The organism is Bifidobacterium lemurum (assembly GCF_014898175.1).
Classification (GTDB): domain Bacteria; phylum Actinomycetota; class Actinomycetes; order Actinomycetales; family Bifidobacteriaceae; genus Bifidobacterium; species Bifidobacterium lemurum.
Window position 1 is genome coordinate 456,942 of the sequence record NZ_CP062948.1, and the last position, 14,121, is coordinate 471,062.

General features: G+C 63.9%; 13 protein-coding genes. 5 read left to right on the forward strand and 8 right to left on the reverse strand.

From position 1 onward, the window contains the following. Positions 1-66 precede the first annotated feature (66 nt). The 8 genes from BL8807_RS01785 to BL8807_RS01820 all read right to left on the reverse strand — a co-directional run bounded on the left by BL8807_RS01785 (position 67) and on the right by BL8807_RS01820 (position 10,651). Positions 67-1,461 carry a lipoate--protein ligase family protein gene (locus BL8807_RS01785; protein ID WP_226847409.1) on the reverse strand — a complete coding sequence of 465 codons (1,395 nt, stop codon included), beginning with the start codon at positions 1,459-1,461 and terminating at the stop codon, positions 67-69. Between the two features lie 195 nt (positions 1,462-1,656). Beyond that, positions 1,657-2,691 carry a 3-isopropylmalate dehydrogenase gene (locus BL8807_RS01790; RefSeq protein ID WP_072723578.1) on the reverse strand — a complete coding sequence of 345 codons (1,035 nt, stop codon included), beginning with the start codon at positions 2,689-2,691 and terminating at the stop codon, positions 1,657-1,659. A gap of 65 nt (positions 2,692-2,756) precedes the next feature. Continuing rightward, positions 2,757-5,552, reverse strand: coding sequence for a S9 family peptidase (locus tag BL8807_RS01795; protein ID WP_094725384.1), 2,796 nt, complete (start codon positions 5,550-5,552; stop codon positions 2,757-2,759). A gap of 248 nt (positions 5,553-5,800) precedes the next feature. After that, the gene (locus BL8807_RS01800; RefSeq protein ID WP_072723574.1) at positions 5,801-7,024 is read right to left on the reverse strand and encodes an App1 family protein; all 1,224 of its coding nucleotides are present in this window, start codon (positions 7,022-7,024) and stop codon (positions 5,801-5,803) included. Between the two features lie 45 nt (positions 7,025-7,069). After that, entirely contained in the window at positions 7,070-7,477 is a 408-nt protein-coding gene (gene gcvH, locus BL8807_RS01805; RefSeq protein WP_072723572.1) for a glycine cleavage system protein GcvH, read from the reverse strand. Positions 7,478-7,739: 262 nt separating this feature from the next. Continuing rightward, positions 7,740-8,951 carry an NAD(+) diphosphatase gene (gene nudC / locus BL8807_RS01810; RefSeq protein ID WP_072723570.1) on the reverse strand — a complete coding sequence of 404 codons (1,212 nt, stop codon included), beginning with the start codon at positions 8,949-8,951 and terminating at the stop codon, positions 7,740-7,742. Positions 8,952-9,156: 205 nt separating this feature from the next. Further along, complete coding sequence (locus BL8807_RS01815) at positions 9,157-9,999, reverse strand: alpha/beta fold hydrolase (RefSeq protein WP_072723568.1); 843 nt, start codon at positions 9,997-9,999, stop codon at positions 9,157-9,159. A 16-nt stretch (positions 10,000-10,015) separates the two neighbouring features. After that, positions 10,016-10,651, reverse strand: a complete 636-nt coding sequence (locus BL8807_RS01820; protein WP_072723678.1) for an NUDIX hydrolase family protein — start codon at positions 10,649-10,651, stop codon at positions 10,016-10,018. Positions 10,652-10,765: 114 nt separating this feature from the next. On the opposite strand from BL8807_RS01820, the gene trxA reads away from it, so the two are divergent. From trxA to BL8807_RS01845, 5 genes are all read left to right on the forward strand, one after another. After that, positions 10,766-11,122 carry a thioredoxin gene (gene trxA, locus BL8807_RS01825; protein ID WP_072723566.1) on the forward strand — a complete coding sequence of 119 codons (357 nt, stop codon included), beginning with the start codon at positions 10,766-10,768 and terminating at the stop codon, positions 11,120-11,122. A gap of 266 nt (positions 11,123-11,388) precedes the next feature. After that, complete coding sequence (locus BL8807_RS01830; RefSeq protein WP_072723564.1) at positions 11,389-12,399, forward strand: aggregation-promoting factor C-terminal-like domain-containing protein; 1,011 nt, start codon at positions 11,389-11,391, stop codon at positions 12,397-12,399. A 167-nt stretch (positions 12,400-12,566) separates the two neighbouring features. Next, positions 12,567-12,989 carry a hypothetical protein gene (locus BL8807_RS01835; RefSeq protein ID WP_072723562.1) on the forward strand — a complete coding sequence of 141 codons (423 nt, stop codon included), beginning with the start codon at positions 12,567-12,569 and terminating at the stop codon, positions 12,987-12,989. After that, positions 12,979-13,212: a helix-turn-helix transcriptional regulator gene (locus BL8807_RS01840; RefSeq protein WP_072723560.1), complete on the forward strand. Its 234-nt coding sequence runs from the start codon at positions 12,979-12,981 to the stop codon at positions 13,210-13,212. The genes BL8807_RS01835 and BL8807_RS01840 overlap by 11 nt, the downstream gene beginning before the upstream one ends. Positions 13,213-13,551: 339 nt before the next feature. Next, positions 13,552-14,094: a hypothetical protein gene (locus tag BL8807_RS01845; RefSeq protein ID WP_072723558.1), complete on the forward strand. Its 543-nt coding sequence runs from the start codon at positions 13,552-13,554 to the stop codon at positions 14,092-14,094. Positions 14,095-14,121: the final 27 nt, after the last annotated feature.

The following is a 14,121-nucleotide window of genomic DNA, read 5'->3' on the forward strand; positions in this document are numbered from 1 at the left end:
GAGTTTGGTGTGTCCGTTTGCCGACAATGCCTCAAGAATCCACACCAAATTCAAGAATCAATCGTTTTACATGAGCCCGGTTTCAAGGCCGGACACACCGAACTCGCCGATCAGATGATTCACGAGCTCGTCGCGGGTGAATCCGGTCTGCCGTTTGAGGGGATCGACCCGTTTCACGGCGGATTTCACGGCTTTGTCCCGCATCTTCTCACGGCTGGTGTTGAGCACGCGTCCCATCTTTTGCGCGTCGATATCGTAGGAGAGGGTCACATGATGCAGCACCGCGCCCATGCCGCCGTTTATGTCGGCATGTTCCCCGGCCGCGCCGGAGTCGCCGGCAGAGGCAGCGGGGGCAGCGGAGGCAGCGGGAACAGCGGGTTCAACAGGAGCAACGGAAGCAACGGAACGCGGGTCGTCGATAGTGGCGCCCGCGCCTTCATGCGGGACCTCCGCCCGTTTGGAGGCATCGACGCCCGTACGGGGCCGGGGGAAACGACGCTGCGCGGCGCCTCCGATTTTGCCCGATTGCGAGGCGATGTCGTTCAATCCGCTGAACCGCGCGTCGACGCCCAACTTACGCAACGCCTCGACCAGCCAGCGATCGCACAGGCGGTAGGATTCCTCGATGTCGATCCCCTCGACGAACCACAGGGGCGCGTACAGCGAATAGGTGATGGTGTTGCCCGGTTCGATGAACATGGCGCCACCGCCGGTGCATCGCCGCACCACCGAGAAACCCAAGTCCCGCGCCACGTCGAGGTTGACCTCGTCGGGCTCGGATTGGAATCGGCCGATCACCACGCATGGCGCGGCCCATTCCCAGAACCGCAACGTCGCGGGCCGCGTGCCGGCCGCGACCTCGCGCGCCCACTGTTCGTCGAGCGCCATCTGCTCGGCCGGCGGGCGCGGACGGTCGTGCGTCACCACAAGCTCACGCGCCAGCGCCTCCCATCGCGCCCGCGCATCATCCGCGTTCACATCATCCGCGTTCACATCATCCGCGTTCACATCGCCTGCGTTCGCGTCGTGGCCGTTCATACCATGAACGCCCACTCCATAGGCACCGTCGGTTCCCTCTCCGTCAGATTCGCCGAGCATGACTTCGCGATTCGTTTCATCGGCGATCCCTTCGTCCGCGACCGGTTCCTGCCGACCCATAATGCCGGCGGCCCCATCGCTATGCTCCGACCGGTTCATCGCGCGAGCGAACGCGGTTGCTATGGCTTGGGCATCGGTGCCCACAAGCCGTGCCTCGCCATGACGCGCGATCGCCCCATCCACCGGATCTCCGAAGAGCAGCGCCCGTTCGATGTCGCGAAGCAACGCGTCGCAAGCATCATTCGTTCCCTCGATGAAGAAGTCGCCGTCGATACGGCATGCCGTCGCACGCCCCGCCTCGTCGACGTCGACGCCGACGGCGACGAGTTTGCCGCCCGGGGTTTTGCACTCCCCCCGCCGCATGCGCGTCGGCTTCCCACCAAATTCAAATGTCGCACCAACCATGGCACACCAGCATAGCAACGCGAACGGCCTCCATCCCGATCATTGGGATGGAGGCCGTTTCGTTCGGTCTCGTCCGGAACTCAACGCGTTGCGCCCAATACGCGGCGCTCAACGTTCAGCATCCGATATTCAACGCCTGATTCAACGCCGTCGTCACGCGATGCGGGCGAGGATGTCGCGGCCCACCTCGTCGGTGGAACGCTGAGTGGAGCCCAGCTCCTCGATATCCGCTTCCACGGCCGCGTCGATCTTCGCGGCGGCCTCGTCGAATCCGAGATGGCGCAGCAGCATCGCGGCGGAGAGGATCGCGGCGGTCGGATTGGCCTTGTTCTGTCCGGCGATGTCGGGCGCGGATCCATGAATCGGCTCGAACATGGACGGGAATTCGTTGGTCGCGTTGATGCAGCCGGAGGCGGAATAGCCCACGCCGCCCACCACGGCGCCGGCCTCATCGGTGAGGATGTCGCCAAAGAGGTTGTCGGTGAGAATCACGTCGAAGCGGCTCGGATCGGACACGAGGAAGATCGTGGCCGCGTCGATGTGCTGGTAGTCGTGCGTGACCTCCGGATATTCGGCGGAGACCTTCTCGACCAGACGCTGCCACATGTCGCCAGCGTTGACGAGCACGTTCTTCTTGTGCACGAGCGTCACATGCTTCCTGCGCTTCATGGCCAGCTGGAAGGCGTAGCGCACCACGCGCTCCACTCCATACGCGGTATTGATCGACACCTCGGTGGCCACCTCGTTGGGGGTGTCGCGACGGACCGCTCCGCCAGCGCCGCAATACAGGCCTTCGGTGCCCTCGCGCACCACCACGAAGTCGATGTCGCCCGGGTTGGAGAGCGGCGAGGTGACGCCCTTGTACAGCTTGGAGGGTCGCAGGTTCACGAACTGGTCCAGGTCGAAGCGCAGTTTGAGCAGCAGGCCGCGCTCCAGAATGCCGGCCTTGATGCGCGGGTCGCCGACCGCGCCCAGCAGGATCGCGTCGTTGGCTTTGATGCGTTCCTCCTCGTCTTCGGGAAGGATCGCACCGTCGCGCAGATAGCGTTCCGCGCCAAGATCGAAATGCTCGTAGGTGAACTCAGCCTCTCCCTGCGCGGCCTTCTCCAGCGCCTGCTGGGCCCACGGGGTGACTTCCTTGCCAATGCCGTCGCCGGGAATCACGGCGATCTTGTATGTCTTTGCCATGCAGGATAACCTACACTCGCGCGCGTCATCCAAGCCCGCCGCGTCCCGTCTAATGGACAACGCATTCAGCGCGCGATGCCCATCACGCTCAGACACCACGCGTTCTCGTAGGAGACCTCCTCCCACTGTTTGTAACGGCCGGAGATGCCGCCGTGCCCGGCCTCCACCTCGATTTTGGCCACGGCGTCGAATCCGCGCGCATGCATGGCCGCCAGCCATTTGAGCGGCTCCACCACGAGCACACGCGTGTCGTTCATCGACGTGGTGATGAAGATCTTCGGGAACGCGCCCCCTTCGGGCAGGTTCTCGTACGGCGTATACGACTTCATGTACCGGTACACCTCGGCGTCGTGCAACGGATCGCCCCACTCGTCCCATTCGGTCACGGTCAACGGCAGCGACGGGTCGAGGATCGAGGTCAACGCGTCCACGAACGGCACATCCGCCTCGATGCCGGCGAAGCGTTCGGGCGCGAGGTTCGCGACCGCGCCCATAAGCAGGCCGCCGGCCGATCCGCCGTTCGCCACGGTCCGGCGCTTATCCGCCAGCCGCGCGTCCTGCAGGGCGATGGTCGCGTCGACGAAATCCTCGAAGGAATGCCGTTTGTTCAGCCGCCGCCCCTGCTCATACCAGGCGCGGCCCATCTCGCCGCCGCCGCGGATATGCGGCACGGCGTACAGCACGCCGCGGTCGAGCATGCTCAGTCGGGATACTGAGAATCCCGGATCCGAGCTGATTTCGTACGCGCCGTAGCTGGTGATGAACATGGGGGCGTCCTGCACGGGCAGGTCGCGACGCCACACCAATGAGACGGGCACGCGTTCGCCGTCGCGCGCGGTGATCCACACGCGCCGTTCCATATAGTCGCGCGCGTCGAAGTCGCCCAACACTTGGGCGCGTTTGAGCAGCACGTCCCGTCCGGTGACCGGGTCGATTTCGCGCAGTTCGCCGGGGCGCGTGTAGCTGGAGAAGGAGTAGCGCATGCGCGGCGCCTCATACGAGGGGTTGCCGCCCGCGCCGATTGAATACAGACGGCGGGTTTCGCCCGGCATCTCGTCGGCCGACGCGCCGTCGAAGGCGGAGAGGCTGTCGCGCATCGCCGCGCCGCCGGTAGCGATGTCAGCCACGTCGCCGGACGCACCACCGGCCGCTGCACCACCGGCCACACCGTCAGCCGTACCGCCAATCCCGTTGACGCCATTGACACCATTGACGTCGGAGTTCCCAGCGGACACGGCATCCCGCACGGGAGGCCGGCGATGCGGACCGGCGGTGTCGTCGGCGATCAGAGGTTCGACGCCGATCTGCGCTCCGAACGCCTCGGCGAACACGGAATCGTCGTGATCGTCCACATCCCAGTCGTTCTCCAACGCAGGCGGCGTGAGCTCGCGGAAACGCCACGCGCGGCCGGCCAGAAAGTCCTCGGCGGCATCACGCTTGGTCATCATCGCCACACGCGGCAGACCGTCGGCCCTATAGCTCAGGGTGACGAAATGCTGGTGGATCGCGATCCCCTCAATGCCCAGACCATGCATGCCCTGCAGGATGGGCGGGTTCGAGGGGTTGAAATACGGTGTTGCGATCGGCCGCGCCGACGCTCCCGGCTCCACATCGTCGCCGCGTTCGCAGCCGTACGGCGATCCGGCCGCCACGCACACGCCCTCGCCCAAACGGTAGGGCGGTTCGTGTTCGCGCATGTCGATCACGTCGATTTCGAAGTTCGGATTCTTCGCGTTGTGGTAGACCACGGCCAAAGGAATGTCCGAACCGTTCTCGCCGGCCCCTTCGAAGCAGGCGAAGCTCACATCGTATTCCACGTCCGTCTCGCGCGGGATGAACGCGCGGAATTCGCCCTCGGGAGTGTCGACGGGCAGCATCAGCACCTCGGTGGTGGTTTTCGAACCGGTGCCGATCACCACGTTGCGTTCGTCGAAGCTGATGCCCACGCCGGCCCAGAACCGTTCGTCGGCCTCGCGGTACACGCACGTGTCCGATTCGACCGGCGTGCCGACTTTGTGCCGCCAGATCGCGAACGGACGCCATGCGTCGTCGAGCTCCACCCAGAACACGTATCGCCCGTCGGGCGTCAGGCACGCGCCGCCGATACCGACGAACACCTCCGGCAGTTCGACGTGTGCGCCGTCAGAGGACCCGCCGGATGAGATTCCGTCAGAGGAGATTCCGACGGATACGGTTTCACCGCCAACCGCCCCATCAGACACGGCCACTTCAGACACGGCCCCACTGCCAACCGTTCCGCCGGACGCGGCCCCTTCAGACACGGTCTCGCCGATGGTGCCAGACCCTTCGGCTGCCAGATCGCGGATGTGAAAGTCATAGCGTTCGTCGCCGCTCACATCCACGCCGTACAACAGCCAGCGGCCGTCGCGGCTCAGATCCATACCGCCCAGACGGAAGAAGTCGTGGTCTTGCGCCTCGACGTTGGCATCGAACACGATCTGCTCGCCGGGCATCGATCCCGGTTCGCCTTTGGGATCCACCTGTGGCGGATCCCAGTCATCAGCGCCGCGGATCGGCAATCGGCATTGGATGCCGTACTGCCGGCCCTCCTGCGTGCGCGTGAAATACCAGTAGTCGTTCACACGCGTGGGCACTGACATGTCGGTCTCCTCGACATGCGATTTCAGCTCTTCGAACAGCGTGCCGCGCAATCCGGCCAGATGCGCCATACGCGCCTCGCAGTACCGGTTCTGCGCGTCCACGTATTCGCACACCTCGGGAGAGTCCTTGTCGCGCATCCACGCGTAGTCGTCGTGGAACACGTCGCCGTGGAACTCCCGCGCTTCAGGCGCGCGCCGCGCCACAGGCGGGCGCATACCCGTCTCATCAAAAGAGTTCATCGCCACCACCGTCTCGTCACTCATACGCGCGATTATATGGGCTCCCCCGCATTTTCCGCGCGCCACGCACGGCACAAGAACCGACCGCGTCAATTCGCTCCGTATCCAGTTGGCACTTAAGGCCTCTAGTTGGCACCCGACTTCCGACACTTTCCAACAAGATGGGCGAAATCAAGCCGATTCCGTTTACGGTAATCATCTCGCGGGTGCCAACTGGAGGCATCAAGTGCCAACTGGTTCAAAAGGGATCAGGCCACATGCGCTTTGAGGTACGGCAGCATGGTTTTGAGCAGGTTCGATCCCGTGGTTCCCGTGAACACCGGCACGTCGGTCACCGGCATGGGCTGCGTGGTGGTGATGCCGGTCATCGGCGCAAAGCCCAGCGATTCCTTGGGTGAGAGCTGCCGGATCGCGATGGCGAGCACACGCCCCGGATACCGTTTGGCGATGGTCGCATACGTGGTGGGGTCCTTCTGACCATCGTCGCCCACGAGGATAAACTTCATATCGGGAAAATCGGCCATGAGCTGCTCGGCGAATTCGAGCTTGTGCTGCACGCCCGACGGCACAAAGGTCTTGGGCCGCGGGTCCAGGTCGCGCAGCAACAGCGGCCCCGGCGGATAGCCGTGGTCCTTGATGAAATGCCGGATGGAGCTCTCCACGTTCCACGGCGAGGTCGACAGGTAGAAGAACGGCGCGTCCGGAAACAGGTCCGCAAGCTTGTTGAACAGCACGTTCATACCCGGCACGGGCGCTTTTTTCTTCGGATTCAAGAACAGCAGGTTCCACGCGGCCTTCCAGAACACTGGCGCCTGCGTGATCATGACCGTGTCGTCCACATCGGAGATGATGCCGACCTTCGCACTGGATGGGATCGTGTACAGGTTCGCCCCCACCGGCTTGCGGCGGCTGGTGCGGTAGGTCACGCGGTGCACGCCGACCGGCAGCTCGTGTTCGGCCAGCAGGTCGAGGTAGCCGGCCGTGTCGGAGACCGCGTATTCCAAGCTGGTCGTCTGCGCAGGATCCGGCTTGTCGTGCACTTCGGACGCGCCGACCTGCACGGTGTTCAACGGCACGCCGTCGATGCTGATGCGCACATGCGTGTGGGGCGCGGCGACGGCCAGCATGCCGCGGATGCCGCGTTTGAGCGTGCCCTCCTGCGAGCGCTCGGGTCCGTAGACGGTGCGGCAGATGAGGCGCGAGTATTGGTCGGTGCCATAGCCCACGTAGGGTTCGATGCGCGGATACCAGCCGAGTTGGCGCACCACCGCGGTCGACAGGCGCGACCAGACGCCGAATCCGCCGATGATCGCACGGCGGGTGAGTTGCACCAGCGGCGGCTTGCCTTCGATGCGTTCCCGTCTGGACGCCGTGTCGAAGTTGGTGACCGTGGTGCGCGCAGGAATGGGCACGGTGGCCATTTCGTCGGCCACCGTCTCGGATGCGGCTGCTTCCTTGCGTGGACTATTCATGTTCCCCAATATAAGCCATGTTCCTGAACCGGCGTGTGGTTTGGCTCAGCGCACCGCTTTCGCGTATTGCTCGGCGTTCAGCAGTTCGGGTTCGTCGTCGTCGAGTTCGATTTTGAGGATCCAGCCTTCGCCGTAGGGGTCGCCGTTGATCACGGAGGGGTCGTCGGCCACGTCGCGGTTGACGTAGCGGATGGTGCCGGAGATGGGGCTGATCAGCGGCTGCACGGCTTTGGAGGATTCGAGTTCGACGATTTCGTCGCCTGCGTCCACGTGGCCGCCCGGCTCGGGCAGGTCCACGTACACGAGTTCGCCGAATTGCTCGGCGGCGTATTCGGTGATGCCCACGACGGCGAGTTCGCCGTCCGCGAGGTCCACCCACACGTGGTCGTCGGAGTATTCCAGATGGTTGGGGATGTCGAGGTTCAGCGGCTGTTCTTCGTTGTGTTCACTCATGGTTCCCAGCCTATCAGCCCGCCCTGTCGAGATCCTTCGACTGCGCTCAGAATGACATTCCTTCCGTCACGTCGAGAGATCCTTCGACTGCGCCTACGGCTCCGCTCAGGATGACGTCCCCTTTTTCGTCATGCCAAACAGCACCGCATTTCCTTCCGCCGTACTGAGAGATCCTTCGACTGCGTTCGCTTCGCGCACTTCGCTCAGGATGACGTCCCTTCTTCGTCATGCCGAGCGGAGCCGTAGGCGCAGTCGAGGCATCTCACAGCTCGCGTCCGAGCCATTCCTCGATCATGTAGCGGGCGATGGTGGCCTTGCCCGGCGCGACCATCCGCCCCGAAACCAGTTCGGCGGTGTATTCGTCGCGCGTCACCCACCGTGCGTTCATCGTTTCGGTGCCGTCCGGCCGCACGTCGGTGTTGATCGCATGCGCTTTGAACGCCACCATCAGCGAGGCCGGGTACGGCCACGGCTGCGAGCCCAGATACCGCACCTCACCCAACTGGATGCCAACTTCCTCCAAGGTTTCGCGCCGGCAGGCGTGTTCCAGGTTCTCGCCGGCCTCCACGAATCCCGCGGACACCGAATACAGCCGCGCGTCCTTCCACGCGGCGTTGTGTTGCAGCAGCAGCCGGTCCTGCCCGTCGACCACCGCGGTGATCACCGCCGGTTCGACGCGGGGGAACAGCACGCGGTTGCCGTCCGCCTGGTTCGTGCACCGCTGCGCCCATCCGCTCATCGCCGTTTCGACCGGGGCTCCGCAGGTGGGGCAGTGCCGCTGCCTGCTGTGCCAGATGCTCAGGGTGATGGCGCTGGTCGCTTGTCCCGCCTCACGCGCGGTGGCGTGCGGGGCGAAGCCGCGCAGGTCGACCCAGTCGAATCTGGTGACGGCCTGCTGCAGCAGCGTCGGCTTGGGGATGTTCGCCTCCTGAGTGCCGCCCACTGACTCGTCGAAGGCGTCGTCCGCGCCAAGTCCGGCCGAGTCCGGAACCGCCCGCAATGCCGCGTCCGCCGCTACGGGGGCGGATGCTCCGGTCGCGCCGACCGCTCCCAAATGCCCGTCGACGGTTCCGGAATCCTCGATTCCGGACACGGTCGCGCGGGCGGATGCCACGTCGGCGCCCGCTTCGGGAACACGGGTGATGTCGACGGCCAGCACATGTTCGTCCCGCACTCCGCCGTAGGCGCCGAGGAACATGGCTACGGCCTGCGGATGGCGGTCCAGTTCCGCGAGCACGTACGCGCCGGGCAGGGTGGCCAGTCGCATGCTGACGGTTTCGCGGTCCACGAGTTCGCCTTGGCCGCGCGGCACGGCGATCCGACCGTTGCGGGTCAGGATCACTTTGGTCGCGGTGTCGGTGAGCAGCGTGGCGACCAGGTCGGGATCGCCGCGACGTTCGGTCTGATAGTCGATGTCGCCCTGCGCGAGCGGCAGGAACGGCAGCGCCTGGGTGAGCGCCAATGGAGAAAACATAGGAATATCGCCTTTCTAACGTTGATGGAGATGGGATCCTTCGACTTCGCCTATCGGCTCCGCTCAGGATGACGCCCCTCCTCGGCATCCTGTGGGATGCCTCGACTTCGGCTTCGCCTTCGCTCGGCATGACGAAGGGGTGTCATCCTGAGCGAAGTGAGCGAAGCGAACGCAGTCGAAGGATCTCACGCCGGCATACGTCACATCACAGTCCCTGCACGCGCTTGACGAGGTCCACGAGGGCGCGGGCCACCGTTTCGGGGTGTTCCACGGCGCTGAAATGGCCGCAGTCCTCGATCTGCGTGAACACGGCGTTGCCGCCGATGCGTTCGGCGAGCGGCCGCATCACACTCGGATCGCTGGTTGGATCGAGAGTTCCGGACACCACGGCCACCGGCACGTCGATCGACGCCGGCACATCGCTCAAATCCGCGCGCCCGTAGGTCATGCGCTGCCGCCATGCGGCTCCGGCCGGCGTCTGGTCCTGGATCCACGCGGTCATCTTCTCCACGAACGCCGGCGAGCGCTTCACGGTGGAGTCCCCCGGCTGCGGCTGTGCGAAATGCATCACCGGTTCCAGCGAGTCGCTCCGCTCGCACGCGTCGGCCGTGGCGAGCCGCCCTTCGCCGCCGACGCCGTCGGATGCGGCCATGGTGTCGCACAACGCGAGTCCGGCCACCGCTTCGGGGTGGATCCGGCACAGGTTCATGACCATGTATCCGCCCATCGACAGCCCCACCCATATGGCTTTCTCGTACCCGCCTTCGCGCATCAGCCGTACATAGGCCTCGCCCGCGCGGTTCAGGGCCTGCGGGTAGGATCCGTTGGATTCCTGCGGGCCGGATTCCTCGGCCGTGGGCACGCCGGATTCGCCCGAGCCGGGCATGTCGGGCGCCCAGATCGGGAACGCGGGTATGCCTTCGGCGTCGGCGATGCGTGCCACCGCGACCGCGCATTCGTCCCACATGCGGTGGTCCACCGGATAGGCGTTCAGCAGGATGAGCGGCAGTCCCTCACCGCCGCGGTAGATATGGTTCGCGATGCGCATATTCCTCCAATCGTCGTCAGATTCCCGCCCAGGCCAACGCTTGACGCACGATTCGGTCGTGCCCGTTGACCATCTGCGCGAGGAAGGTCTCCATTGTGCCGCCGCGCGGATCGACCCATTCCACGTCGAGCGTCTCGTCCTGCGGTTTGCAGTCGCCGGCGATGGGCACCACATAGCAGAGGGCGATCGCGTGCTGGCGCGGGTCGTAGCATTCGCTCAGGCCCGGTGTGGGGAAGAATTCCGCCACGGTGAACGGCTGCAGGTTCGCCGGCAGCATCGGCAGGGCGATGTCGCCCAGGTCTTTGGCCACGTTGCGTGCGATCGCCTCGCGCAGGGTTTCGTGGAACAGCACGCGTCCGGTGATCAGCGTGCGTTCGATGTTGCCGTCGTCCGACACGCACAGCAGCGATCCGACCTGGCTAATGCGGCCGAGGTCGTCGGTTCGCGCCGGCACGATTTCCACATAGGCGATGGGCAGCTGCCGCCGGGCGCGGTCGATGTCGTCGCGGCCGAGCCATCCGGGCGGATTGCCGCGGCCCGCGCCGCCTGATCCGCGGATGAAATCCTCGGGCGTGATCGAATCGAATTCGCCGCGACGGCGACCGGCGTCGAAGTCGCCCTCGCTGGGCACCTCATCATTCAGGACTGGCATGGTTCCCATTATCGCGCGCGTTCGCGCGTCCCCTATTCTCCCGGCGTAAAGACCGCGTAAATGTTGAGTGGTGATGGGAAGCTGAAGGCGACAACCCAAGGTAAGGAGCAGATTATGGCCACTCATGCCATCAGCACCGCTGAGTTCGAGAAGACCGTCAATGGCAATGAGATCGTGTTCGTGGATTTCTGGGCCACCTGGTGCGGTCCGTGCCGCTCGTTCGGCCCGGTGTTCGAGGCCGCGAGCGAGAAGAATCCGGATGTGTTCTTCGCGAAGGTCGATATCGACGCCAATCAGGAGCTCGCGCAGGCCGCCGGCGTGCAGGCCGTGCCCACGCTGATGGTCGCCAAGCAGGGGCAGATCATCTTCCAGCAGGCGGGCGCGCTGCCCGCCGAGGCGCTTGATGATCTGATCGAGCAGGCCAAGGCCCTCGATATGACCCAGGCCGCCAAAACCGCCGACGCCGAGTAAAACGGTCTGAGATCCTTCGACTCCGGCTGCGCCTCCGCTCAGGATGACGAAGAGAAGGAGGTGCACTCCACTCAGGATGATTCCTTCTCGTCATGCTGAGCGGAGCGTAGCGGAGTCGAAGCATCTCCACGCGAAGCGTGGCAACGTCAAGACATCCCATCCCGTCTGTCCCTTTTCGGGCAGGCGGGATTTCACATTATGCACACACTGAACTACACTGGAAGAAGTGTGTGCGCACACGCAATATCGCCGAGTCAAGGAGCGTAATGGCCAGCCATCGCAAGAACGTCCCCACTTTGAAGTCCCTGAGCAAACGCCAGTGGATGAAGATCGCGGCATCTTTCGCCGCCGTGGGAATGCTTGCCGCAGCCGGCGTGGCGACGAGCGCCTTCTACCGTAACGAGCTGGCTCCGTCACAGTCCGTCACTGAATTCTCCGCCACCGACACGCTCGGCACCACCGTCTCCCGTGGCACGTCGCGCGAATCCCTCAAGGGCGCCGACAAGAACACCACGTTCGTGACCGTGAAGATCAACGGCGAAACTCGCATCGTGCTCGGTGAAAAGGACGCCTTCACCGACGTCAAATCCGTGCTCGACGCGGGCAACATCACACTCGAATCGGGCGACACCGTCTCCCCCGCCCTGAGCGACGAGGTCGACGAGTCCACCGTCATCACCATCGAGCGCGCCGGCGCCGAACTGGAAACCTCGGAAACCGCAATCGCGTTCAACACCGTCTATAAGGAGACCGACGAACTCGCCGAAGGCGAGGAGAAAGTGGAATCCGAAGGCGAGGAGGGCGTGATGGAGACCACCAGTCTGGTCACCCGCGCCGGAGACACGGTCGTCTCCTCCAACGTGTTCGCCTCCTACGTCAAGAAAGCCCCGGTCGACCGCGTGATTCTGGTCGGCACAGGCAGCTCGTCGTCCGGCTCCAGCTCGTCGAACTCCAGCCTCGGCACCACCGTGCCGGCCAGCGAGATGCAGCAGTGGGCGCACGACTACCTCATCTCCAACGGCTACAGCGAAAGCGACTTCTCCGCCGCCGTGTACATCATCAACCACGAGTCCGGCTGGAATCCCACCGCCACCAACGCCAGCTCCGGCGCGTACGGTCTGGCCCAGGCGCTGCCGGGCAGCAAGATGGCCTCCGCCGGCGCCGACTGGCAGACCAACTACCAGACGCAGTTCAAGTGGTTCGTCAGCTACTGCAACAGCCGCTATGGATCCATTGCCGGCGCATACGACTTCTGGGTCGCCAACAACTGGTACTAATCCGCGCAATCCTTCCGTGAAGCCCCGCCACGCGCGGGGCTTCACCATATCCCCCCGTTACCTTCCCTCGAAACCGCGCCGGCGGTGCTAGATTCTTCTATAGAACGGCCGTATGGGTTCAAGGGCGGCACGTCGATACCGTGATATGGAAGAGGAGCGATTCCACGATGACCTTCAACCGATACATCTCATTCCGCATGGTCGTCGAAATAGTGGGAGCGGTGTGCTGCGCCTTGCTGCTGCTGTTCCAGAACAATCTTGTGGGAGTGATTGCCACCGGAATCGTCGCCGTGCTGTGGATCGTCGGCGAGGTGCTGGTGTTCCTGGTGCTCGACCGGCAGGATCCGCGCCGCGACGAGCTTTCCGACAAACACCAGAGCGACGCCATGCAGTTCGCGTTGACCACGATGATCGCCGTGCTGATCCTGTTGGGCTTCGTCTACACCATGCTGGCGCTGCTGCAGCCGGGCATGCACCAGATCCGGCCGATGACGCTGCCCACGCTCGCCATGGCCGCGCTGGCGCTCTCCGACGCGCGCTACCTGTGGCTTGAGCACCAGGGAGTCAGGGGAGGCGACGATGAGGACTAGTCTGAAGCTGCATCGCCTCGAGAGGGATATGAAGCAGTCCGATCTTGCGGATCTGGTCAATGTGCGCCGCGAGACCATAGGACGTTTGGAGCAGGGCCTGTACTGCCCGTCGCTGCGGCTGGCCATGGATATCGCGAAGGTGTTCGACACCACCGTGGAAGAGCTGTTCAGCTTCGACGACGAGGATGACGCCACCACAGCGGCGGCAGGCAAAGCCGCTTGATCTGTTTGATCACCATGTTGTACCCAACGCACCAAACGACACGCCGAAGAGCGACTTGGACTGCGTTTTTCGTAACATTCGCCGCACTGCGCCAACATCGTTGACATTCCGCGGGTTTACCCTCGTACCCATAATTCGGGGGTGTGCGAATAGCCTCACACCACGTGACGGACTTGTCACACAGCGGCAATTTCCCGCCATTTTTCTCAGGTTTTCCATATCGTAAGGGGGTGTATAGTGAGGCACTGTACACGGAGCAAGGGGATGACCTCTGAACTCCACGACCAAGTCTCAGAGGGGTATCGGGCCCCACAAGCTGAGAGGTAAAGGATAACTATCATGAAGAAGAAAATCGTGGCCCTTCTCGCCACCATCGCCGCTGTGTTCGGCTTCGGTTTCGCCGCCAACACCGCTATGGCTTTCGACTCCGCCCACGAAACCGTTATGGCCGCCGATTACTCTGATACCACCGCCCCGTCCGGCAACACGCTTGTCTACACCATCCCGGCCGGCACCTTCAAGGGCGGCGAGACGGTCAACGTCGAATACGACACCACCTATGTCTCCGACGTTGTGAAAGCTGCTATCAAGTCCAAGCCGTTCACCGCCGAGGAGGACGGATCCTTGGCCCTCAAGTACATCCTGACCGACGCAGGTGTGAAGAAGGCCGCCAACGGTGGCTTCACCATCACCGCCACCGGTGAGGAGAGCAAGACCACTTACACCGTCACCGTCAAGGGAGCCCAGACCGGTACCGGAGACACCGGCAATGCCAACGACACCGCCAACACGGGTGCCGCTGTGGCCCCGTACGGTGTGGCGATCGTGCTGATGGCCGCCGCTAGCGTGGCCCTCTTCGCTGTGCGTAAGAAAGCCCGCTGATTCAAGTCTCTTGAATTCAATTAAGGT

Excerpts from the sequence above, each read along its gene's own strand:
- BL8807_RS01830 (WP_072723564.1), top strand. The coding sequence starts at position 11,389 with ATGGCCAGCCATCGCAAGAACGTCCCCACTTTGAAGTCCCTGAGCAAA.
- BL8807_RS01815 (WP_072723568.1), bottom strand. The coding sequence starts at position 9,999 with ATGCGCATCGCGAACCATATCTACCGCGGCGGTGAGGGACTGCCGCTC.
- BL8807_RS01790 (WP_072723578.1), bottom strand. The coding sequence starts at position 2,691 with ATGGCAAAGACATACAAGATCGCCGTGATTCCCGGCGACGGCATTGGC.
- BL8807_RS01785 (WP_226847409.1), bottom strand. The coding sequence starts at position 1,461 with ATGCGGCGGGGGGAGTGCAAAACCCCGGGCGGCAAACTCGTCGCCGTC.
- BL8807_RS01820 (WP_072723678.1), bottom strand. The coding sequence starts at position 10,651 with ATGCCAGTCCTGAATGATGAGGTGCCCAGCGAGGGCGACTTCGACGCC.
- BL8807_RS01800 (WP_072723574.1), bottom strand. The coding sequence starts at position 7,024 with ATGAATAGTCCACGCAAGGAAGCAGCCGCATCCGAGACGGTGGCCGAC.
- trxA (WP_072723566.1), top strand. The coding sequence starts at position 10,766 with ATGGCCACTCATGCCATCAGCACCGCTGAGTTCGAGAAGACCGTCAAT.
- BL8807_RS01840 (WP_072723560.1), top strand. The coding sequence starts at position 12,979 with ATGAGGACTAGTCTGAAGCTGCATCGCCTCGAGAGGGATATGAAGCAG.
- nudC (WP_072723570.1), bottom strand. The coding sequence starts at position 8,951 with ATGTTTTCTCCATTGGCGCTCACCCAGGCGCTGCCGTTCCTGCCGCTC.
- BL8807_RS01795 (WP_094725384.1), bottom strand. The coding sequence starts at position 5,552 with ATGAACTCTTTTGATGAGACGGGTATGCGCCCGCCTGTGGCGCGGCGC.
- gcvH (WP_072723572.1), bottom strand. The coding sequence starts at position 7,477 with ATGAGTGAACACAACGAAGAACAGCCGCTGAACCTCGACATCCCCAAC.
- BL8807_RS01845 (WP_072723558.1), top strand. The coding sequence starts at position 13,552 with ATGAAGAAGAAAATCGTGGCCCTTCTCGCCACCATCGCCGCTGTGTTC.
- BL8807_RS01835 (WP_072723562.1), top strand. The coding sequence starts at position 12,567 with ATGACCTTCAACCGATACATCTCATTCCGCATGGTCGTCGAAATAGTG.